This is a genomic window from Streptomyces sp. HP-A2021, assembly GCF_022807935.1.
In the GTDB taxonomy this organism is placed as follows: domain Bacteria; phylum Actinomycetota; class Actinomycetes; order Streptomycetales; family Streptomycetaceae; genus Streptomyces; species Streptomyces afghaniensis.
Map to the genome: position 1 here is coordinate 1,308,106 of NZ_CP094344.1, position 19,279 is coordinate 1,327,384.

The 19,279-nt window shown below is 71.9% G+C and carries 20 protein-coding genes; 5 read left to right on the forward strand and 15 right to left on the reverse strand.

All coding sequences use genetic code 11. The annotated features are described in order from the left end of the window. Positions 1-29: 29 nt before the first annotated feature. Positions 30-1,175 carry a DUF6777 domain-containing protein gene (locus MQE23_RS06110; RefSeq protein WP_243378476.1) on the reverse strand — a complete coding sequence of 382 codons (1,146 nt, stop codon included), beginning with the start codon at positions 1,173-1,175 and terminating at the stop codon, positions 30-32. 140 nt (positions 1,176-1,315) lie between these two features. Between MQE23_RS06110 and MQE23_RS06115 the strand changes: the two genes are divergently transcribed. Continuing rightward, the gene (locus MQE23_RS06115; protein ID WP_243378477.1) at positions 1,316-2,737 is read left to right on the forward strand and encodes a lipase maturation factor family protein; all 1,422 of its coding nucleotides are present in this window, start codon (positions 1,316-1,318) and stop codon (positions 2,735-2,737) included. Here MQE23_RS06115 and MQE23_RS06120 read toward each other — a convergent pair. From MQE23_RS06120 to MQE23_RS06155, 8 genes are read right to left on the reverse strand one after another with little or no spacing between them, the layout of a single operon-like run. After that, entirely contained in the window at positions 2,725-3,552 is an 828-nt protein-coding gene (locus tag MQE23_RS06120) for an amidohydrolase family protein (RefSeq protein ID WP_243378478.1), read from the reverse strand. The genes MQE23_RS06115 and MQE23_RS06120 overlap by 13 nt on opposite strands. Further along, positions 3,549-3,866, reverse strand: a complete 318-nt coding sequence (locus MQE23_RS06125) for an L-rhamnose mutarotase (protein WP_020275818.1) — start codon at positions 3,864-3,866, stop codon at positions 3,549-3,551. The genes MQE23_RS06120 and MQE23_RS06125 overlap by 4 nt, the downstream gene beginning before the upstream one ends. After that, positions 3,863-4,882: an aldo/keto reductase gene (locus MQE23_RS06130; RefSeq protein WP_243378479.1), complete on the reverse strand. Its 1,020-nt coding sequence runs from the start codon at positions 4,880-4,882 to the stop codon at positions 3,863-3,865. Before MQE23_RS06130 ends, MQE23_RS06125 begins: the two co-directional genes overlap by 4 nt. Beyond that, positions 4,879-5,634, reverse strand: a complete 756-nt coding sequence (locus MQE23_RS06135) for an SDR family oxidoreductase (RefSeq protein ID WP_243378480.1) — start codon at positions 5,632-5,634, stop codon at positions 4,879-4,881. The genes MQE23_RS06130 and MQE23_RS06135 overlap by 4 nt, the downstream gene beginning before the upstream one ends. Continuing rightward, positions 5,631-6,974: an L-fuconate dehydratase gene (locus MQE23_RS06140; protein ID WP_020275815.1), complete on the reverse strand. Its 1,344-nt coding sequence runs from the start codon at positions 6,972-6,974 to the stop codon at positions 5,631-5,633. The genes MQE23_RS06135 and MQE23_RS06140 overlap by 4 nt, the downstream gene beginning before the upstream one ends. Before the next feature lie 36 nt (positions 6,975-7,010). Further along, on the reverse strand, positions 7,011-8,039 hold the full coding sequence (locus MQE23_RS06145; RefSeq protein WP_020275814.1) for an ABC transporter permease: 1,029 nt from the start codon (positions 8,037-8,039) through the stop codon (positions 7,011-7,013). Then, positions 8,032-9,522, reverse strand: coding sequence for a sugar ABC transporter ATP-binding protein (locus MQE23_RS06150; RefSeq protein ID WP_243378481.1), 1,491 nt, complete (start codon positions 9,520-9,522; stop codon positions 8,032-8,034). The genes MQE23_RS06145 and MQE23_RS06150 overlap by 8 nt, the downstream gene beginning before the upstream one ends. Then, positions 9,519-10,592 (reverse strand): sugar ABC transporter substrate-binding protein, encoded by a 1,074-nt coding sequence (locus tag MQE23_RS06155; protein WP_020275812.1) that lies wholly within the window; start codon positions 10,590-10,592, stop codon positions 9,519-9,521. Before MQE23_RS06155 ends, MQE23_RS06150 begins: the two co-directional genes overlap by 4 nt. A 165-nt stretch (positions 10,593-10,757) precedes the next feature. On the opposite strand from MQE23_RS06155, the gene MQE23_RS06160 reads away from it, so the two are divergent. Next, a complete protein-coding gene (locus tag MQE23_RS06160) occupies positions 10,758-11,462 on the forward strand; it encodes a FadR/GntR family transcriptional regulator (RefSeq protein WP_243378482.1) in 705 nt (234 codons plus the stop codon). Positions 11,463-11,493: 31 nt separating this feature from the next. Here MQE23_RS06160 and MQE23_RS06165 read toward each other — a convergent pair whose 3' ends face one another. Continuing rightward, complete coding sequence (locus MQE23_RS06165) at positions 11,494-11,967, reverse strand: carboxymuconolactone decarboxylase family protein (protein WP_243378483.1); 474 nt, start codon at positions 11,965-11,967, stop codon at positions 11,494-11,496. 111 nt (positions 11,968-12,078) lie between these two features. Here MQE23_RS06165 and MQE23_RS06170 point away from each other — a divergent pair, with 111 nt between their 5' ends. The 3 genes from MQE23_RS06170 to MQE23_RS06180 all read left to right on the forward strand — a co-directional run bounded on the left by MQE23_RS06170 (position 12,079) and on the right by MQE23_RS06180 (position 15,164). Next, positions 12,079-13,104, forward strand: coding sequence for an alpha/beta fold hydrolase (locus MQE23_RS06170; RefSeq protein WP_243378484.1), 1,026 nt, complete (start codon positions 12,079-12,081; stop codon positions 13,102-13,104). A gap of 86 nt (positions 13,105-13,190) precedes the next feature. Beyond that, on the forward strand, positions 13,191-14,534 hold the full coding sequence (locus MQE23_RS06175; RefSeq protein WP_243378485.1) for an amidase family protein: 1,344 nt from the start codon (positions 13,191-13,193) through the stop codon (positions 14,532-14,534). A 210-nt stretch (positions 14,535-14,744) separates the two neighbouring features. Continuing rightward, positions 14,745-15,164: a VOC family protein gene (locus tag MQE23_RS06180; RefSeq protein WP_243378486.1), complete on the forward strand. Its 420-nt coding sequence runs from the start codon at positions 14,745-14,747 to the stop codon at positions 15,162-15,164. On the opposite strand, the gene MQE23_RS06185 is transcribed toward MQE23_RS06180, so the two are convergent. From MQE23_RS06185 to MQE23_RS06205, 5 genes are all read right to left on the reverse strand, one after another. Then, positions 15,136-15,741, reverse strand: coding sequence for a GNAT family N-acetyltransferase (locus MQE23_RS06185; protein ID WP_243378487.1), 606 nt, complete (start codon positions 15,739-15,741; stop codon positions 15,136-15,138). The genes MQE23_RS06180 and MQE23_RS06185 overlap by 29 nt on opposite strands. Before the next feature lie 24 nt (positions 15,742-15,765). After that, positions 15,766-16,248, reverse strand: a complete 483-nt coding sequence (locus MQE23_RS06190) for a GNAT family N-acetyltransferase (protein WP_020275805.1) — start codon at positions 16,246-16,248, stop codon at positions 15,766-15,768. Between the two features lie 55 nt (positions 16,249-16,303). Further along, the gene (locus MQE23_RS06195) at positions 16,304-16,477 is read right to left on the reverse strand and encodes a hypothetical protein (protein WP_010037330.1); all 174 of its coding nucleotides are present in this window, start codon (positions 16,475-16,477) and stop codon (positions 16,304-16,306) included. A 409-nt stretch (positions 16,478-16,886) separates the two neighbouring features. Continuing rightward, positions 16,887-17,645: a DUF899 family protein gene (locus tag MQE23_RS06200; RefSeq protein WP_020275804.1), complete on the reverse strand. Its 759-nt coding sequence runs from the start codon at positions 17,643-17,645 to the stop codon at positions 16,887-16,889. Between the two features lie 83 nt (positions 17,646-17,728). Then, positions 17,729-19,231, reverse strand: a complete 1,503-nt coding sequence (locus tag MQE23_RS06205; RefSeq protein ID WP_020275803.1) for an SDR family NAD(P)-dependent oxidoreductase — start codon at positions 19,229-19,231, stop codon at positions 17,729-17,731. Positions 19,232-19,279: the final 48 nt, after the last annotated feature.

Sequence of the window (19,279 nt, forward strand, 5' to 3'; positions counted from 1 at the left end):
GTTTACGGGCCACTCCGCCGAACCGGCCCTCAGTTACCGAAGACGTCCGTGGGGCTGCCGAGGATGCTCTCGACGGCCCGGTCGTCGGGAATCAGCCCGGCTCCGTCGGGCGGATCGGGACTGTCCGGCACGGCGTCGGGGCCGAACTCGTCGACCTCGTCGGCGTCGGGGCCGGCGATGTCCTCGGGGGACGGTTCGTCGGGCAGCGGGCCGGTGCCGTCGGCCGGTGGTGCGTCCGTGGCGGTGGCCTGGGGGCTCATGTCACTCGGGGAGCTCGTGTCCCAGGAGGATGTGCCTGCCGGGTCCGGTGGAGCGCTTGACTCGCGTGGGAGCCCGGACGGCACCGGCGCCGGCGGTGGCGGGTCCGACGCCCAGACCGGTGGCGGCAGGGCCCGGTCGTGGCGTACGTCGTGGCCGGTGCGCCGTTCGATCCAGGTGCGGGTGGTGACGTCGACGATCGTGAAGGTGGTGATCACCTGCGGGGCGGGGGTCACGACGATGACCCGGCCGGGCCGGTAGCCGGGCCAGGGGGTGCCCTTGGTGTCCGGCGTGCCGCGCAGCGCCACCGGCGGGCGGAGCGGGTTGCCGCAGGCGCACCGCACGCGCGGCACGCCCCGGTCGTCGACCAGGACGGCGGTGCCCGCCTGGAGGACGGCCTGGTGGCCGAGGGCCCGGCCGGCGCGGAAGCCGTGGCCGGTGACGCGGGTGTCGGCGCGCAGCACCACCGGGGTCAGTGCGCGCAGGTGGTCCGGGACGGACGCCGGGGAGACGCCGGCGACCCGGGCGAAGGCGTGCGTCCTGGCCCGGTCGCGGGTGAGGTGGCCGATCTGCCGGGCGACGTCACAGCTGCCGGTCCGCTCGATGCCGCCGTACAGGCCGGGTGTTCCGCCGGAGAGCGAGCGCAGGCCGTTCAGGCCGGCGGAGACCCGGGCTGCGTCGCCCGGGGGGACCGACTCCGGCGTTCGGGGGGTGGGGGACGGGGTAACCGTCGTGGTGGCCGTGGAGTCCGTGAAGGGGTTCGGCCCCGGGGCCGCGGCCGGCTGGAGGAAGAGTGCCCCGCCGGCGCCCGCGGCGTCGCCATCGCCGTCGCCGCCGCTGTCGCCCTCGCAGCCCGAGAGGAGGAGCGCCGCAAAGAGCGCGCAGGCCGTGACGAAGGTCCCGGTAGGTCTCCGCACCTCACCCTCCAGCCCACTTCGTCACGTATGTCACAGTCATCACTATTGTTTGCTTCACTCACTCGGGTCACGCAACCGGAACGGTGGCACACGGAGCGTGACAGCGAGGTCCGGCGCCGCACTGGGAGGAACGCACGGCCGTGGACTGGTTCACAGCATCCGACTACTGGCTGACCCGGCTGGTCTTCCAGCGGGCGCTGGCCGCCGTGTACCTGGTCGGGTTCCTGACGGCGGCGCTGCAGTTCCGCGCGCTGATCGGGCAGCGCGGCATGCTGCCGGTGCCGCGGTTCGTCGAGCGGGTGCCGTTCAAGCGGGCGCCGAGCCTGTTCCAGCTGCACTACTCGGACCCCTTCTTCGCCGTCTGCGCGTGGGCGGGCTGCGCGGTGTCGGCGGGGCTGCTGGCGGGTCTCGACTCGCTGCTGCCCCTGTGGGGCGGCATGCTGCTGTGGCTGGTGCCGTGGGTGCTGTACCTGTCGATCGTCAACGTCGGGCAGACCTGGTACTCGTTCGGCTGGGAGTCGCTGCTGCTGGAGGTCGGCTTCCTCGCCGTGTTCCTCGGCAACGACGAGGTGGCGCCGCCCGTCGTGGTGCTGTTCCTGCTGCGGTGGATCCTGTTCCGTGTGGAGTTCGGCGCGGGGCTGATCAAGATGCGCGGCGACGAGTGCTGGCGGAAGCTGACGTGCCTGGATCACCATCACGAGACGCAGCCGATGCCGGGCCCGCTGAGCTGGTTCTTCCACCATCTGCCCCGGCCCCTGCACCGGGTCGAGGTGGCCGCGAACCACGTCACACAACTCGTGGTGCCCTTCCTGCTGTTCACCCCGCAGCCGGTCGCGACGGCCGCCGCCGCGCTGATGATCGTCACCCAGTTGTGGCTGGTGCTGTCGGGCAACTTCTCCTGGCTGAACTGGATCACGATCGTGCTCGCCCTGTCGGCGGTGGAGTTCCCGAGCGATCCGCCGTCGGTGCCCGGCGCGCCGCTCTGGTACGAGGTCGTGGTCCTCGCGGTCGCCGCGCTGCTGGTGGGTCTCAGCTACCAGCCGGTCCGCAACATGATCTCCCGCCGGCAGGTCATGAACCGCTCGTTCGACCCGCTCCATCTGGTCAACACCTACGGCGCGTTCGGCAGCGTCAGCCGGGTCCGCTACGAGGTGGTCGTGGAGGGCACGGCCGACGACGTGCCCCGCGAGGACTCCGACTGGCGGGAGTACGAGTTCAAGGGCAAGCCGGGTGATCCCCGGCGCTGGCCGCGCCAGTTCGCGCCGTACCATCTGCGCCTCGACTGGATGATGTGGTTCGCGGCCCTCTCCCCCGCGTACGCCGGGTCGTGGTTCGGCGCCCTGGTGGAACGGCTGCTGGAGAACGACCGCGACACGCTGAAGCTGCTGCGCCGCTCCCCGTTCCCGCCCGACGCGCCGCCCCGTTTCGTCCGCGCCCGCCTCTTCCGCTACCGGTACACGACCTGGCGCGAGTTGCGGGAGACGGGCGCGTGCTGGGAGCGGACGTACGTACGGGAGTATCTGCCGCCGACGCGGCTGACCGGGGTGGCTCAGAGGTCGTAGACGCGGGTGGCGGTGCCCCCGAAGATCCAGGCGTGTTCGGAGGGGCCGGTCAGCCGGCGTGCGGTGTCGAGCACGTCGCTGAAGGTCGCCGCGAGGGTGCACACCGGCCAGTCCGAGCCGAACATCAGACGGTCCGGGCCGAAGGCTTCCAGTACGACGTCGGCGTACGGGCGCAGGTCGTCGATCGTCCAGGACACGAGGTCGGCCTCGGTGACCATGCCGGAGAGCTTGCAGACGGTGTGGGGCAGCGCGGCGAGGGCCCGGAGGTCGGACGCCCAGGGTTCGAGGGCGCCGGAGGCGATGGGCGGCTTGCCCAAGTGGTCGAGGACGAAGGTGAGCTGCGGGAGGGCGGCGGCCGCCTCGGTACAGGCCGGGAGCTGGTGGGGCAGCACGACCAGGTCGTACACCAGCCCCGCGTCGGCCACGGCGGTCAGGCCGCGGCGTACGTCCGGGCGCAGCAGCCACTGTGGATCCGGCTCGCCCTGGACCTGGTGCCGGATGCCCTTGAGGTACCGCCCGCCGGGCAGTTCGCGCAGCCGGGCCAGCTCGTCGGCGACGTCGGGGCGGGTGAGGTCGGTCCAGCCGACGACCCCGGCGATCAGCTCGTGCTCGTCGGCGAGGGCCAGGAACTCCGGGGTCTCCTCGGGGACGGTGACGGTCTGGACGAGGACGGTGCTGTCGACGCCCGCCGCGCGGGCCTCGGGTGCGAGATCCCGCACGGTGAAGTCGCGTCGGATCGGGCTGCCTTCCGCGATCCAGTCCTGGTCCCGCACGGACAGGTCCCACACGTGATGGTGCGCGTCGACCACGGTCATGACGGCAGCTCCCAGACGACGGGCAGACCGGCGTCCGCGCCCTCGCCGGAGTAGTCGTGCACCACGTCCAGCAGTTCGGCCATCCGCGCCTGCCAGGCGACGTTGACCGGCAGTTTCTCCAGCTCGGCGAGGAGACGGGCGTAGTCCTCGCACTCCAGGACGTGGAACAGGTCGGTGCCGCTGCGCCAGATCGTCCAGGAGGTGGCGCCGGCGGCGCGGATGGCGTCGGTGAGCTCCGCGGGCACCTCGCGGTGTGCGGCCTCGTAGTCGGCGATCCGGTCGGCGCGGACCTTGGTGTGCAGGGCGACTCTCATGACGGCTCCTTGGCCGAGGCCGTCGTCGAAGAGGACGGCTCCTCGCCGGGGACGGGGGCGTCGGCGGGCAGCAGGCCCTTGGCGCGCAGCTCCTGCCAGAACCCGGCGGGCACCCGGGCGGCGAACTGGTGGGCGCAGTCGCGCACTTCGTGCGCCGAGCGGGCTCCGACGAGGACGCTCGCGACGGCCGGGTGGGCGGCGCAGAAGGCCAGGGCGGCGGCACGCAGCGTGGTGCCGTGGCGGTGGGCGACGGACTTCAGGCGCAGCGCCCGCTGGACCAGGTCGGAGGGTGCGACGGTGTAGTTGTACTTCGCGCCGGGCTGCGGGTTCGCCAGCAGGCCGGAGTTGAAGGCGCCGCCGATGACGACGGACTTCCCGCGTTCGTGGGCGGCGGGCAGCAGGCCGGTGAGGGCGCTCTGGTCGAGCAGCGTGTAGCGGCCGGCGCACAGCACCACGTCGACGTCGGTGTCGCGGACGAAGCGGGTGAGCATCTCCGCCTGGTTCATGCCGGCGCCGATCGCCCCGACCACGCCCTGGGAGCGGAGCCTCTCCAGCGCCGGGTAGCCCTCGCGGAAGGCCCACTCGGCGTGCTCGTCCGGGTCGTGGAGGTAGACGACGTCGACCCGGTCGAGACCGAGGCGTTCCAGGCTGGACTCCAGGGTGCGGCGGATGCCGTCGGCGCTGAAGTCCCAGACGCGCCGGTGGGTGGCGGGCACGGCGAAGCCGCCGGCGAGGTCGTCGCCGGTGCCGTCCGAGGGCTCCAGGCGGCGGCCCACCTTGGTGGAGATCGTGTACTGCTCACGGGGGTGACCGCGCAGGGCGGCGCCGAGGCGGCGTTCGGACAGGCCGAGGCCGTAGTGCGGGGCGGTGTCGAAGTAGCGGATGCCGCGCTGCCAGGCGGCCTCCACGGCCTCGTGGGCCTGCTCCTCGCCGACCTCGGTGTACAGGTTGCCGATCGCGGCCGCGCCGAAGGACAGGGCGCTGACCTCGACGCCGCTGCCGCCGAGCCGGTTCACCGGGTCACCGGGCGCAGCCGCAGGCCCTGCATGCCGCCGTCGACGGCGAGCGAGGTGCCCGTGGTGGCGCCGGACAGGGGGCTCGCCAGGTAGGCGATGGCGCCCGCGACCTCGCCGGCGCCGACCAGGCGGCCGGTGGGCTGGCGGGCCTCCAGGGCGGCGCGTTCGGCGGCCGGGTCGGGGGCCGCGTCGAGGAGGCGGCCGACCCAGGGCGTGTCGACCGTGCCCGGGTTGACGCAGTTGACGCGGATGCCCTCGCGGACGTGGTCGGCGGCCATGGCGAGGGTCAGCGAGTACACGGCGCCCTTGGTGGCGCTGTACAGGGCGCGCTGCGGCAGGCCCGCGGTGGCCGCGATGGAGCAGGTGTTGACGATCGCCGCGTGCGCGGAGGCGCGCAGGTGGGGCAGGCAGGCGCGGGTGGTGCGGACCATGCCGACGACGTTGACGTCGTAGACGCGGTGCCAGTCGTCGTCGGAGTTGTCCTCGACGGTGCCCTGGGCGCCGATGCCCGCGTTGTTGACCAGGACGTCCAGTCCGCCGAGGTCGGCGACCGCCGCCGCGACGGCCTCGCGCACGGACGCGTCGTCGGTGACGTCCGCGCGGTAGGCCAGCAGGGGCTTGTCGACCGGCGACGGGTCCAGGTCGAGGACGGCGACCTGGGCGCCGCGCTCGGCCAGGAGTTCCGCGGTCGCCCGGCCGATGCCGGAGGCGCCGCCCGTCACCAGGGCCCTGATGCCCTCGAAGTCGCTCATGCAGCCCGACCCTTCTTCTGCTTGTCGAGGTCGGCGGCCCAGAACTCGCCGCCCGGGTAGGTGTACCGCGCCAGCGACTCGGGCCGCATGGCGGCCGAGAAGCCCGGCGCGGTGGGTGCCGTGTAACGACCTTCGCTGATGACGACCGGGTCGAGGAAGTGGGCGTGCAGATGGTCGACGTATTCGATGACCCGGTCCTCGGTGGTTCCGGTCAGGGCCACGTAGTCGAACATCGACAGGTGCTGGACGAGTTCGCACAGGCCGACGCCGCCCGCGTGCGGGCAGACCGGGACGCCGAACTTGGCCGCGAGCAGCAGGATCGCGAGGTTCTCCGGGACGCCGCCGACGCGGGCCGCGTCGATCTGCACGACGTCCAGCGCGCCGGCCTGGAGGAGCTGTTTGAAGACGATCCGGTTGTGCACGTGCTCGCCGGTGGCGACCTTCACGGGGGCGACGGCCCGGCGGATCGCCGCGTGGCCGAGGATGTCGTCGGGGCTGGTGGGCTCCTCGATCCAGTACGGGTCGAACTCGGCGAGGGCCTTGGTCCAGCGGATCGCCTCGTCGACGTCCCAGCGCTGGTTGGCGTCGACGGCCATGCGGACGTCCGGGCCGATGACGGACCGGGCGACCCGGCAGCGGCGGATGTCGTCGTCGAGGTCGGCGCCGACCTTGAGCTTGATCTGCCGGAAGCCGTCGGCGACGGCACGGGCCGCGAGCCGCGTGAGTTTCTCGTCGTCGTAGCCGAGCCAGCCGGGCGAGGTGGTGTAGGCCGGGTAGCCGCGCTCCAGCAGCCGGGCCGTGCGCTCCTCGGCGCCCTGTCTGCCCCGGCGCAGGAGAGTCAGGGCCTCCTCGGGGGTGAGGGCGTCGGTGAGGTAGCGGAAGTCGACCTGGCGGACCAGCCATTCGGGGTCGGCCTCGGCGAGCAGCCGCCACAGCGGCAGGCCGGCGCGCTTGGCGGCCAGGTCCCACACGGCGTTGACGACCGCGCCGATCGCCATGTGCATCACGCCCTTCTCGGGGCCGAGCCAGCGCAGCTGGCTGTCGCCGATCAGGTCGCGGTTCAGGGTGGACGGGTCCGCGCACAGGTCGTCGACGGAGCGGTCGATCAGGTGTCCGCGCAGCGCGTCGATCGCGGCGACCTGCACCTCGTTGCCCCGCCCGATGGTGAAGGCGAATCCGTGCCCCTCGTGCCCGTCGGCCGCGTCGGTGCGCAGGACGACGTAGGCCGCCGAGTAGTCGGGGTCCGGGTTCATCGCGTCGGAGCCGTCGAGCTCACGCGAGGTGGGGAAGCGGATGTCGTGGGTGTCGACCGCGATGATGCGGGCGGGCGTCGGGGACACAGGGGGCCTTTCGGGTCGGTTGCGGAGTCGGGCGGGTCAGTCCTGGGCGCGGCCCGTGGTGACCCGGGCGATCATGAGGGCGACCAGGATGATCCCGCCGTAGATGGCCTGGATCCAGAACGACGGCACCTGGGCCAGGGTGAGCAGGTTCTGGACGACGCCCAGAAGGAGTACGCCGGTCAGGGCGCCGAACATGGTGCCTTTGCCGCCGTCGAGGGCGATGCCGCCGATCACCGCGGCCGCGAACACGGTGAAGATCATGTTCTGGCCCTGGTTGGCGCTGATCGCGCCGACGTACCCGGTCTGCATGATGCCGCCGACGGCGGCGAGGACACCCGCGACGACGAACACGCCGAGCATGACGCGCTCCACGCGGATGCCCGCCGCCCGGGCCGCGTCCGCGTTGCCGCCGATGGCGTACAGGGCGCGGCCGACGCGGTGGTACTTCAGGACCAGCCCGGCGACGGCGAAGGAGATCGCGGCGAGCCACACGGACAGCGGCACGGTGAGGAAGGTGGTGGTCGCCAGCGAGTAGAAGCTGTCGGGCATCCCGAACAGCGTCTTGCCCTTGGTCGCGCCGACCAGCAGGCCGCGCAGCACGATCAGCATGGCGAGCGTCACGATGAACGCGTTGAGTTTGAACTTCACGACCAGGACGCCGTTGAAGGCACCGACGGCCGCGCCCGCGACCAGGATCGCCAACAGGGCGAGGGCGGCGGGGAGTTCGGTGCCCCAGCCGGACTGGGCGGCGGGCAGGACGAGCAGGGCGCCCACGGCGGGTGCGATGCCGACGACCGATTCCAGGGACAGGTCGAACTTGCCGGTGATGAGCACGAGGGACTCGGCGAGCACGACCATCGCGAGGGCGGCCGAGGCGCCGAGGATCGAGACGATGTTCCGCTCGGTGAGGAACGAGTCGTTGACCACCGCGCCGAGCACGAGGAGCAGCAACAGGGCGGGCACGAGGGCGAGTTCGCGGGCGCGGCGGAGGAGGACGGCCTTGGCGGCGCGCGGGTCGGTGACTCGCGCGGGCGCGAGCGGCGGGGCCGCCTTGGTCTCAGCCATGGTCCACTCCTTCGATGGAGGCGATGAGCTCGTGGTCGCGCCAGCCCGCCGGGTGCTCGGCGACGACACGGCCGTGGAAGAGGACGAGGACCCGGTCGCAGCGCCTGAGGTCGTCGAGTTCGTCGGAGACCACTAGCACGGCGGTGCCGTCCTCGCGGGCGCTGTCCACCCGGGCGAGCAGGGACTCCTTGGACTTCACGTCGACGCCCGCGGTCGGGTTGACGAGGACGAGGAGCCGTGGGTCGGAGGCGAGGGCCCGGGCCATGACGACCTTCTGCGCGTTGCCGCCGGACAGGTCCGAGACGGGCTGGTCGGGGCCCTGAGCGTGGATGTCGAGGCGTTCGATCAGCGCCGTGGCGACACCGCGCTTGCGGTCGGTGCCGACGAAACCGAACCGGCCGAGCCGGTCCAGGACGCTGAGGGTGGCGTTGTCGCCGATGGACATGCCGAAGACCAGGCCCTCGTCGTGCCGGTCGCGGGGGACGAAGCCGACACCGGCCTTCAGCGCCGCCTGGACGTCGCCGAACGGCAGCGGGGCGCCGTCGATCCGGGCCGTACCGCCGGTGGGGGTGTGCAGTCCGGTGAACGACTCGGCGAGTTCGATCTTGCCGCTGGCGCTGGATCCGGCGAGTCCGACGACCTCGCCGCGGCGGACGGTGAGGTCGACGTTCTCGTACGCGGGCGAGGTGAGGCCGCGGACGTCGAGGAGGACGGGCCCGGCGGCCGCTACGGTCCGCAGCCGCTCGGCCTGTTCGGCGATCGTCTCCCCCGCCATGGCCTCCACCAGGGCCTGGCGGGGCAGGTCGGCGACCGGCGCGGTCGTGATCCAGCGGGCGTCGCGCAGGACCGTGACGGTCTGGCAGACCTCGTACACCTCCTGGAGGTGGTGGGAGATGAACAGGAAGGTGACGCCCGAGTCCTGCAGGGCGCGCATGCGCGTGAACAGCCGCTCGATCTCGCGGTTGTCGAGCTGGGCGGTGGGTTCGTCGAGGATGATGAAGCGGGCGCCGAAGCTGAGGGCCCGGGCGATCTCCACCATCTGCCGGTCCTCGACCTTGAGGTCGGCGGTGCGGGCGCCGGGGTCGACGCGCACGTCCCAGGTGTCGAGGAGCCGGGACGCCTCGGTCTGCAGGCGCCGCCAGCTGATGAACCCGCGCCGGAGCGGCTGCCGGTTGATGAACAGGTTCTCGGCGACGGTCAGTTCGGGGACGACCGTCGGGTGCTGGTAGACGCAGGCGACCTTGCGGCGCCAGGCGTCGCGGTCGGTGAGCGGGGGCGCGGGGTCGCCGTCGAAGCGGACGGTGCCCTCGTCGGGGGCCTGAAGGCCGGTGAGGATCCTGACGAGGGTCGACTTGCCGGCGCCGTTGCGCCCGACGAGGGCGTGGGACTCGCCCGGCAGCACGGTGAGCTGCCCGTCGGCGAGGGCGGTGGTGGGGCCGTACCGCTTGACGACGCCCCGCGCTTCAGCCAGTGGGGTGCTCATTCGACCGTGTTGCCCCAGAGCTTGGGGTCGTCGACGTTGTCCTTCGTCACCAGCGGCGCGGGCAGCTGGTCCTCCAGGATGCCGCTGGGCAGCTTCACGATGGTCGAGTCGTGGTCCGTCGGGCCCGGCTTGAACGTCTTCCCCTGCATCGCCGCCTTGATGTAGTACATGCCGTACTTGGCGTAGGCGTCGGCGGGCTGCGAGACGGTCGCGTCGATCTCGCCCTTGCGGATCGCGTCGAACTCCTGCGGGATGCCGTCGTTGGAGACGATGGCGATGTGGCCCGGCTGCCCGGCCTTCTTCAGCATTCCCTTGGACTTGAGGGTCTGGAGGGTGGGCGCGAGGTAGACGCCGCCCGCCTGCATGTAGATGCCCTTGAGGTCGGGGTTGGCGTTGAGGAGGGTGTCGAGTTTCGAGGCCGCCGCGTCGGACTCCCACTTGGCGGGGATCTCCAGGACCTTCAGCTTCGGGAAGTTCTTCTTCACGCAGGCGCGGAACGCCTCGGAGCGGTCGCGGCCGTTGACCGAGGCGAGGTCGCCCATGATCTGCACGACCTTGCCGGAGGTGATGTGCTCGCCGAGGTACCGGCAGGCCTTCTCGCCGTACGCCACGTTGTTCGCCCGGACCACCATCGCGACCTTGCCCTTGTCGGGCGCCACGTCCACGGCGACGACCGGCACGCCCTTGCGCTCGGCCTGGTCGAGTCCCGCCTCGATGGCGGCGCTGTCCAGCGGCGCGACGACCAGGCCCTTGACGCCCTGGTTGAGCTGGTTGTTGATGTCGGTGATCTGCTGCGAGGGGTCGCTGTTGGAGTTGACGGTCTTCATCGCGTCCACGCCCTCGGACTTCGCCATCTTCGGCACGTAGTCGTTGTACGACTGCCAGAACGGCGAGGTCAGCAGGGGCAGGACGACCCCGACCTTGCCGCTGCCGTCGCCGCCGCCGGCGCTGGAGGCGCCGGTGTCCTTGGTGCTGCCGCACGCGGCGAGCAGGAGGGAGGCGCCGGCGGCCAGGGCCACCGTGCCGAGGATCCGGGACCTGTTCCGCTTGCGGGCTGTGCTTCCGGGCATCTGAGGCCCTCCCATCGACCGGTCTTCCAGCAGATGCCCGCATACTTATCAGACCACTCGCCCACCGGAACACCCTACGACGCCAGTTTTTCGCGCTTCTGGCGCATAGTGGTCCGACCACATCGGCGATTAGACTGCGCCGCAGCCGGTGATCGGAGGAATGGCGTGGACGACGAGACAGCCCCGCAGAAGGGCACCGTGACGCAGCGCGCCATCGAGCGGATCAAGGCGATGATCGGTGAGGGCCGGCTGGAGCCGGGCCAGCGGCTGCCGACCGAACGTGATCTGGCCGCCCAGCTCGGCATGTCCCGCAGCTCGATGCGGGAGGCGATCCGCGCGCTCACGGTGCTGGGCGTGCTGGAGGCGCGGCACGGATCGGGCATCTACGTCACGCAGTTGGAGGCCGGCGACCTGCTGGAGACCTTCGGGGTCGTGGCGGACCTGTCGCGCGGCCCGCGTCTGGTGGAGCTGCTGGAGATCCGGCGGATCCTGGAGTCGACGGCGACGGCACTGGCCGCCGCCCGGATCACCGCGGACCAGCTGGCCGAGGTCGAGAAGCACCTGGCGGCGATGAACGCCACGGACGATCCGGAGGAGATCCTCGCCCACGACCTGGCCTTCCACCGCGAGATCGCGCTGGCCGCGGGCAACGAGACCATGGCCGCGATCCTGGAGGGGCTGTCGTCGCGGACGTTCCGCGCCCGTGTCTGGCGCGGCTACCAGGAGGAGGGCGCCTTCGCCCGCACCCGCCGCGAACACGCCGCGATCCACCGCGCCCTGGCCGCCCACGACCCGGAGGCGGCCCGCACGGCGGCGGCCGCGCACGTGGGCGAGGTGGAGGAGTGGCTGCGGGCACAGCTCGGGCCCTGAGGAACAGTCCCCAGGGCCCGAGGTGGCGCCGCTACTTGAACTGACCGGGCTGGTAGTCGCCCGCCGGCTGCTGGAGGACGACGTTCAGCCGGTTCGCCGTGTTCATGAAGGCGATCAGGGTCACCAGCGCGACGAGCTGCTCCTCGTCGTAGTGCTTGGCGGCCCGTTCCCACACCTCGTCCGGCACCCCGCCGGCGCCGTCCGCGATCCGGGTCGCCTGCTCGGCCAGCTCGAGCGCGGCCCGCTCGGCGTCGGTGTAGACCGTGGCCTCCCGCCACGCGGCGACCAGGTTGATGCGCACGGAGGTCTCACCCGCCGCCGCGGCCTCCTTGGTGTGCATGTCGATGCAGACCGCGCAGCCGTTGATCTGGCTCACCCGGAGCGAGACCAGCTCCCGGGTGGCGGCCGGCAGCGGAGACTCCACGACCAGCCGCCCCAGGGACATGAACTGCTTCATGACCTTGCCGGCGCTCGGGATGGCGAAGACGTCCAGACGCGCGTTCATGGTGAACTCCTGTGTCGTTGTCGATGCTTACGCCCTTATGAGTCGGCGGCCCGGCCCGATGTGACATCGCGGAATGTGACGTGCGTCTCCCGCAGGGCGAGAATGGGCCGTATGCGGCTGCGGGGCACGGCCTGGGTCACCGCCGGACTGCTGGCGGCCGTCGCGATCGGCTGTACCGGCGGCGGGGTCGAAAGCGCGCCCGAGGTCTCTCCGACGTCCACCCGGGCCACGAGCGAGCGCCCCCGCACCACGCCCTCCCCCGCCCCGGCCGACCCCGTCTCCCTCCCCGCGCTGATGCGGCGCGAGCACACCGGATCCGGGCTGCGGCTCGGGAACGTGCTCGACCGGACCCCGGCCTACACGCGGTACGCGGTGACCTACGAGGCGAACGGTCTGACCGTCTCCGGGATCATGAACATCCCGGAGGGCAAGGGCCCGTTCCCGGCGCTCGTGCTGGCGCACGGGTACATCGCCCCGGACGTCTACGTCAGCGGCCAGGGCATGCCCCGGGAGCAGGACCGCCTGGCCCGCGGCGGCTACGTCGTCCTGCACACCGACTACCGCAACCACGCCCGCTCCGACGACGACCCGGACAACGACGTCGACCTCCGCCTCGGCTACACCGAGGACGTCATCGGCGCGGCCCTGGCTCTGCGGGACTCCGGGCGCCCGGAGATCGACGGCGACCGGATCGGCCTGTTCGGCCGGTCGATGGGCGGCGGGGTCGTGTACAACACGCTGGTCGTGGCGCCCGGCCTGTTCGACGCCGCGGTGGCGTACGCGCCGGTGAGCGCCCGACCGGAGGAGAACATCGACCACTTCCAGCGGCCCGACGGCGATCCCGTCGTGGCCCAGATCGAGGAGAGGCACGGCACACCCGAGAAGAACCCGGCGTTCTGGCGCGCCGTGTCGCCCCTGACGTACGTCGACCGTGTCACCGAACCGCTGCTGATCCAGCACGGCACGGCGGACGACACCTGCCCTCCCCGCTGGTCACAGCAGGTCGCCGCCGCGTTCGAGAAGGCGGGCAAGGACGTGGAACTGCGCACCCACGCCGGTGAGGGACACACCTTCGGGCCGAGGTGGCCGGCCTCGATGGACCTCACCGAGGCCTTCTTCGCACGCCACCTGCGCTGAGGGCCTCGACGTGCGCCTCCGGCCGGTGCACAGTTCTCCCTACGTACTCGCCAGTAAGCCCGTCCCTTCCATGCCGAGGAGCCTCCGTGACCAGCTGGGCCGGCCGCACCGCCGCCGAGATATCCGCCGCCGTACGCGAGAAGCGGGTCACCCCGCGCGAGGTGGCCGCCGAGCACCTCGCGCGGATCGAGCGGCTCGACGGCCGTGTCGGGGCTTTCCGCGCCGTGCGCGCCGAGGCGGCGCTCGCCGAGGCCGACGAGGTGGCCGCACGCGGCTACTTCGACCGTCTGCCCCTGGCCGGTGTGCCCGTGGCCGTCAAGGACAACCTCGCCGTGCGCGGCGAGTCCACCCGCGTCGGCTCGGCCGCGACACCGGACACCCCGGCCGACCGGGACCATGTGACGGTGGCCAGACTGCGGGCGGCGGGCGCGGTGGTCGTGGGGCTGACGAACGTGCCCGAGCTGTGTGTCTTCGGCACGACGGACGGTGTGCTGGGCACCGCCCGCAACCCCTGGGACCCGACGCGCTCGGCGGGCGGTTCGTCGGGCGGCAGCGCCGCCGCGGTCGCCGCCGGGATGGTGCCGATCGCGCTCGGCAACGACGGCATGGGTTCCCTGCGCATACCGGCCGCCAACTGCGGCCTCGTCACCATCAAGCCGGGACACGGAGTGGTCCCGACGGGTGCCGGGGACAGCGACTGGTTCGGTATGTCGGAGAACGGACCGCTCGCCACGACCGTCGAGGACGCCCGCCTGATGCTCTCGGTGCTCGCCGGCGACGAGCCCGCCCTCCGCTCCGAGGCCGGCCCCCTGAGGGTCGCCGTGTCGCTGCGCAGTCCGCTGGCCGGCGTCACCGTCAGCCGGCCGTACACGGCGGCCGCGCGGGAGGCGGCCGGGGTGCTGATGAAGGCGGGTCACCAGGTCCGGCGCGCCGACCCGCCCTACCCGATGTCGCTCGCCGTGACCTCACTCGTCCACTGGACGGCGGGCACCGCCGCGGACGCCCGGCACCTCGACGCACATCTGCTGACCCGGCGTACCCGGGTCCACGCCGGACTCGGCCGGCTCTTCCTGGACAGGGCGCGCTCCGGGGCTGCCCGGGAGCAGCTGCGCCGGCGACTGGAGCCGTTCTTCGCCGACCACGACGTGCTGCTCACGCCCGCGCTCGCCCGCCGCTCCCCGAAGGCCGGGCCCTGGCACGAGCGGGGCTGGCTGAGCAATGTCCTGGCGAACACGAACTACTCGCCCCTGACGCCCCCGTGGAACCTGACCGGCTGGCCCGCGATGTCGGTCCCCTGCGGAACCCTCCCCTCCGGCGCCCCCTGTGCCGTACAGCTGGTGGGACGCCCCGGCACGGAGTACCAACTCCTGGAAGTGGCCGAGCAGTTGCAGGAACGCAATCCGTGGCGGCGTACGGCGCCGATGAACTAGAGTCGGCCGGGTGACTGCCGGGTCGGCCGTAGGCCATGCACGAGTGAGGCGCCCGGCCTCGGCGTGAGCGCGGCGGGGGCGACCCCGCGCGGGCCCCGCCGAGAGCCGGAGAGGGTACGAGCCCCGCCTCCCGTCTCCGTGTTTCCTCATCCCCCTTGCGCCACTGCGGCGTTTCATCAAGGACCCGAGAACCGGAGACGTTTCACACTCATGTCCCACGCACCGCACGCACCCGAACCGCCGGCCACTGTCGCCCGCCTCGACCACACCGCCGTCTACGCCTCGGACCGCCGGCTGTCGGCGGAGTTCCTGGCGGCGGTCCTGGGCTTGGAGGTGGGCGCCCCCTTCGGGCCGTTCCTGCCCGTCGACCTGGGCAACGGCGTGACCCTCGACTACTACGAGAAGTCCGACGAGCCGATCCAGGGGCAGCACTACGCGTTCCTCGTGCCCGAGGAGCAGTTCGACACCATGATCGCCCGGCTGGAGGCGCTGGGGGTCACCTACTACGCCGACCCGAGCCACACCGAGCCGGGCAGGGTCAACGACCTCTTCGGCGGCCGGGGCGCCTACTTCGACGACCCGGACGGCCACAACATGGAGATCATGACGCGGCCGTACGTCCGTCCCTGACCTCCGCCCGGGGGACCGTCCTGCCGACCACCCAGTGGTGCTTGCCGAGGCGCCGGTTCCGCTCGAAGCCGTGGCTCTCGAACAGGGTCACCGTGCCGGTGTAGAGGAACGACGCGGAGACCGACCGGCCCTCGGCGTCCTCGGGGTAGCCCTCCACGGTTCCGCCGCCGAGGCGTGCGATCTCCTGGAGGGCTCCGTCGAGGGCTGCGGCGGCCACGCCCTGGCGGCGGTGGGCGCGATCGACGAAGAAGCAGGTGATCCGCCAGTCCGGAAGGGCGCCGAGGTCCTTCTCGTAGGCCCGCCGGTGCTTGATGCGGGGCAGTTCGGGCGCCGGCCCGAACTGGCACCAGCCGACGCAGACCCGGCCGTCGTAGACGAGGGCGGCGTGCGCGCCGCCCTCGCGGACCCGGCTCTCCTTCCGGGCGCGGTTCTCTTCGGGATCCTTGGTGCGGCTCAGGCCCTCGGGGTGGAAGGCCATGCACCAGCAGCCGCCCCACACGCCGTTGTGCCGCTCGACCAGACCGGCGAAGTCCGGCCAGCTGCCCGCGTCCAGGGGCCTCACCCGAAACCCGGCCATGGAACCCTCCGATGTCCTGATGCTTTAGAGCGCCCGGTACATGATGTGCAGCCCCACCAGGCCGTGCCGGGGGTGTTCGAACGCGTCGGGCACCGTACCGAGGATCGTGAAGCCGAGGGAGGTCCACAGCTTCACGGCCGGGTTGGTCTCGACGACGGCGTTGAACACCATGCCCCGGTAGCCGGCGGCCCCGGCCTCGGTCAGGAGGTGTTCGGCGAGGGCACGGCCGTAGCCCCGGCCGCCCTGGTCCGGGTCGACCATGAAGCCGGCGTTGGCGATGCGGGCGGCGGGGCCACCGTAGTTCGGGGTGAGGTAAGCGGAGGCGACGACACTGCCGCTGTCGTCCTCGACGACGTAGACGGTTTTCGCCGGATTCATCCACAGGACCCGGGCCTCCTCCTCGGAGGTTCCCGGGTCCCATGCGTAGGTCTCGCCCGCGGCGACGATGCGGTGCCAGAACGGCCAGATGCACGGCCAGTCGTCAGCCGTCGCTTCCCTGATCAGCATGGGCGTGAGTCTGGCACGCCCATGCGCCCGGAGAACGTGGAGGGGCCGCGCCCGCTCAGTCGACGCTGGGCAGGATGTGGGGCTCGGCGAGGTCCTCCTCGTAGCCCGCGAGGCGGATGGGGGCCGAGCGGGCCCACACGTCGAGGCTGCCGAGCTCGTCGGACCGGCGGCCCTTGCGCTCGGTGCGTTCCTTGGGGCGTTGCTCGCGATTCGTCTTCTCCGGTGTCACCGCGCACTCCTTATGTGTCGGTCACCCTCGGGACGTGTGCGCCGTCCTGCTCTGCGCCTGACGCCCGCTCGGGTCTGATGCCAAATGCAGTTCGGACGCGGTGGCGCCGGTAACTCGCGGGAGCGCAGGCCGTGGTGTACCGGCTTGTCCCATGACGGACCGTGGGTGTGGGTCCCGTCCTGCTGCCCGTCCGCCTCAGACTAACCAAATGAGCGGCCCCCCGCTCGATGGGGCTGAAAACAAGCGGTAACGATCGCGCGTCATCCCGTGTTCAGCTCGGGTTTACGCTCCGATTTGCCCGCGGAAGGACGCTTTTACGGATCACCCGAACGGTGTACGTCCGCACCGGCGGTTTCCAGACGGTTGCGCAGACCGCGACCGCCCGCCGACGGGCGGTCGCGGTCCGGCTTCAGGAGCAGCAGCCCGAGCTGCCCGGGCCGGACTGTCCGTCGGTGAGGCCGTCGTCGTGCCCGGCGGCGATCCGTGCCCATTGCGCGGTCGGCCGCCCGTCCTCGCGGAACTGCTGACCGCGGGTCTCGTAGGGCTGCGGCCGGCCCGGCGGGCAGTCCTCCCAGGTCTCCTGCCGCCCGTAGACGGTCATGTCCAGGATGCCGTACGACGGCGCCATGGGTTCGACGCCGCGGCCGGTGGTCCAGTACGTCTCGTAGACACGGTCCCCGTCCCGGAGGTAGCACGCCTTCATCCCGAAGTGGCGACCGGCGACGAGCCGTTCGTGAGACTCGGCGGGTACGGAGTACCAGGGCAGCTCCCAGCCCATGAACCGGCGGTAGCGGTCCGACTCCTCGTAGGGCCCCTGGCAGAAGACGGCGAAAGTGACGTCCCGCTGGTGCAGATAGGACAGTTCACGGACCTGGCCGGTGAAGAAGGTGCACCCCTCACACTGCTCGGCGGCGGGGCGGCCGTCATGCCACATGTGATACGACACGAACAGCTGGGTGCGGCCCTCGAAGACGTCGGTCAAGGGGACGGGCCCCTTGGCTCCGACGAGCGGGGTCGAGGGGTCCACCTCGGTCATGGGCAGGCGGCGCCGGGCGGCGGCGATGGCGTCGCCCTCCCGGGTGTGCGCCTTCTCCCGGGTGCGCAGGGTGTCGATCGCGGCCAGCCACTCCCGACGGGAGACGACAGGCGGCGTGTTCGTTGCAGTCATGTCCGTACTGACCCGGCAGCCCGCAAGAACTCATCGTTCCACCGATCAGGACTGCCGCCCCCCTCAGCCCACAGCCGCAGCCCCTACCACTTCCCCGGCGCGTAGTCCTTCAGGAAGACCCCGTACAGATCCTCCCCGGCCTCACCCCGCACGATCGGGTCGTAGACCCGGGCCGCACCGTCGACCAGATCGAGCGGCGCGTGGAACCCCGCCTCGGCCAGCCGCAGCTTGTCGTAGTGAGGCCGCTCGTCCGTGATCCACCCCGTGTCGACCGAGGTCATCAGGATCCCGTCGGTCTGGAACATCTCCTGCGCGCTGGTCCGCGTCACCATGTTCATCGCGGCCTTCGCGGCGTTCGTGTTCGGGTGCCCCGCGCCCTTGTAGCCGCGGCCGAACACGCCCTCCATCGCCGAGACGTTCACGACGTACGCGCGTCCGCTCGCCGCCTTCTTCGCGGCCTCGGCCATCACCGGACGGAGCCGGCTGATCAGGATGAACGGCGCCGTGTAGTTGCACAGCTGGGTCTCCAGCAGCTCCACCGGGGAGATCTGCTCGATCGTCTGCACCCAGGTGTTGGAGTCGACGACGTCGGGCACCAGCCCGCCCGCGTCGATCGCCGTGCCGTCGAGGTGCCGCTCGACGCTGGCGTTGCCCGCGACCAGGGCGAGATCGGCGACCTGCTGGGCGTCGAGGCCGCTGGTACCGAGGGGCAGCGCGGCCAGGCCGTCGACCGCGCCGGAGTTGAACGCGCCGATGACGTGGTGGGCGGGCAGCTCGCCGGCGGGCAGCGGGGCGCTCTCGCCCTCGACCAGCGCCGCGTAGGCGGAGGGCAGGCGGCGGACGGTCTGGGTCGCGTTGTTGACGAGGATGTCGAGCGGGCCCGCCTCGGCGACCTGCTCCGCGAGGGCCACGGCCTGGGCCGGGTCGCGCAGGTCGATGCCGACGACCTCCAGGCGGTGCATCCAGTCCGCGGAGTCGTCCATCGCCTTGAAGCGGCGGATGGCGTCCTTCGGGAAGCGCGTGGTGATCGTGGTGTGCGCGCCGTCGCGCAGCAGCCGGAGCGCGATGTACATGCCGATCTTGGCGCGGCCGCCGGTGAGCAGGGCGCGCTTGCCGCTGAGGTCGGCCCGGACGTCGCGCTTCTCGCGGTTCACGCGGGCGCAGTCCGGACAGAGCTGGTGGTAGAAGTAGTCGACTTCCACATAGCGGGTCTTACAGGTGTAGCAGGAGCGCGGGCGCTGGAGTATCCCCGCGATCCTGCCTTCCTCCGTGCGCGAGGAGGGCAGCAGGCCCTCGGTCTCGTCGTCGATGCGCTGGGCGGAGCCGGTCGCCGTGGCCTCCGTGACCGCCTTGTCGTGGGCGGTCTTGGCGGCCCGGCGCTCCTGGCGGCGGCGCTGCTTGACCGTGCGGTAGACGCCCGCGGTGGCCCGGCGCACGGCGACGGCGTCCGGGTGGTCGATCTCCAGCTTGTCGAGTTCCTCGAGCACGCTGAGGCAGACGGCCAGCCGCTCCGGGTCGATGCCGGGTCCGTACGAGAGCCCGCTCGCCTCGTCCATGGCCTGCGGGCCGTCCTCTGTCACCGTCATCGCCGCTGTCGTTCCCTGCTCTGCTGTGGTGGCGCGCCGGTCGCGCCC

What these genes read in the sequence shown, in the direction of transcription:
- MQE23_RS06125 (WP_020275818.1), bottom strand. Translation starts at nt 3,866, where the DNA reads ATGAGAGTCGCCCTGCACACCAAGGTCCGCGCCGACCGGATCGCCGAC.
- MQE23_RS06185 (WP_243378487.1), bottom strand. Translation starts at nt 15,741, where the DNA reads ATGGCCGGGTTTCGGGTGAGGCCCCTGGACGCGGGCAGCTGGCCGGAC.
- MQE23_RS06200 (WP_020275804.1), bottom strand. Translation starts at nt 17,645, where the DNA reads ATGACTGCAACGAACACGCCGCCTGTCGTCTCCCGTCGGGAGTGGCTG.
- MQE23_RS06145 (WP_020275814.1), bottom strand. Translation starts at nt 8,039, where the DNA reads ATGGCTGAGACCAAGGCGGCCCCGCCGCTCGCGCCCGCGCGAGTCACC.
- MQE23_RS06120 (WP_243378478.1), bottom strand. Translation starts at nt 3,552, where the DNA reads ATGACCGTGGTCGACGCGCACCATCACGTGTGGGACCTGTCCGTGCGG.
- MQE23_RS06150 (WP_243378481.1), bottom strand. Translation starts at nt 9,522, where the DNA reads ATGAGCACCCCACTGGCTGAAGCGCGGGGCGTCGTCAAGCGGTACGGC.
- MQE23_RS06190 (WP_020275805.1), bottom strand. Translation starts at nt 16,248, where the DNA reads ATGCTGATCAGGGAAGCGACGGCTGACGACTGGCCGTGCATCTGGCCG.
- MQE23_RS06155 (WP_020275812.1), bottom strand. Translation starts at nt 10,592, where the DNA reads ATGCCCGGAAGCACAGCCCGCAAGCGGAACAGGTCCCGGATCCTCGGC.
- MQE23_RS06180 (WP_243378486.1), top strand. Translation starts at nt 14,745, where the DNA reads ATGTCCCACGCACCGCACGCACCCGAACCGCCGGCCACTGTCGCCCGC.
- MQE23_RS06135 (WP_243378480.1), bottom strand. Translation starts at nt 5,634, where the DNA reads ATGAGCGACTTCGAGGGCATCAGGGCCCTGGTGACGGGCGGCGCCTCC.
- MQE23_RS06170 (WP_243378484.1), top strand. Translation starts at nt 12,079, where the DNA reads ATGCGGCTGCGGGGCACGGCCTGGGTCACCGCCGGACTGCTGGCGGCC.
- MQE23_RS06205 (WP_020275803.1), bottom strand. Translation starts at nt 19,231, where the DNA reads ATGACGGTGACAGAGGACGGCCCGCAGGCCATGGACGAGGCGAGCGGG.
- MQE23_RS06165 (WP_243378483.1), bottom strand. Translation starts at nt 11,967, where the DNA reads ATGAACGCGCGTCTGGACGTCTTCGCCATCCCGAGCGCCGGCAAGGTC.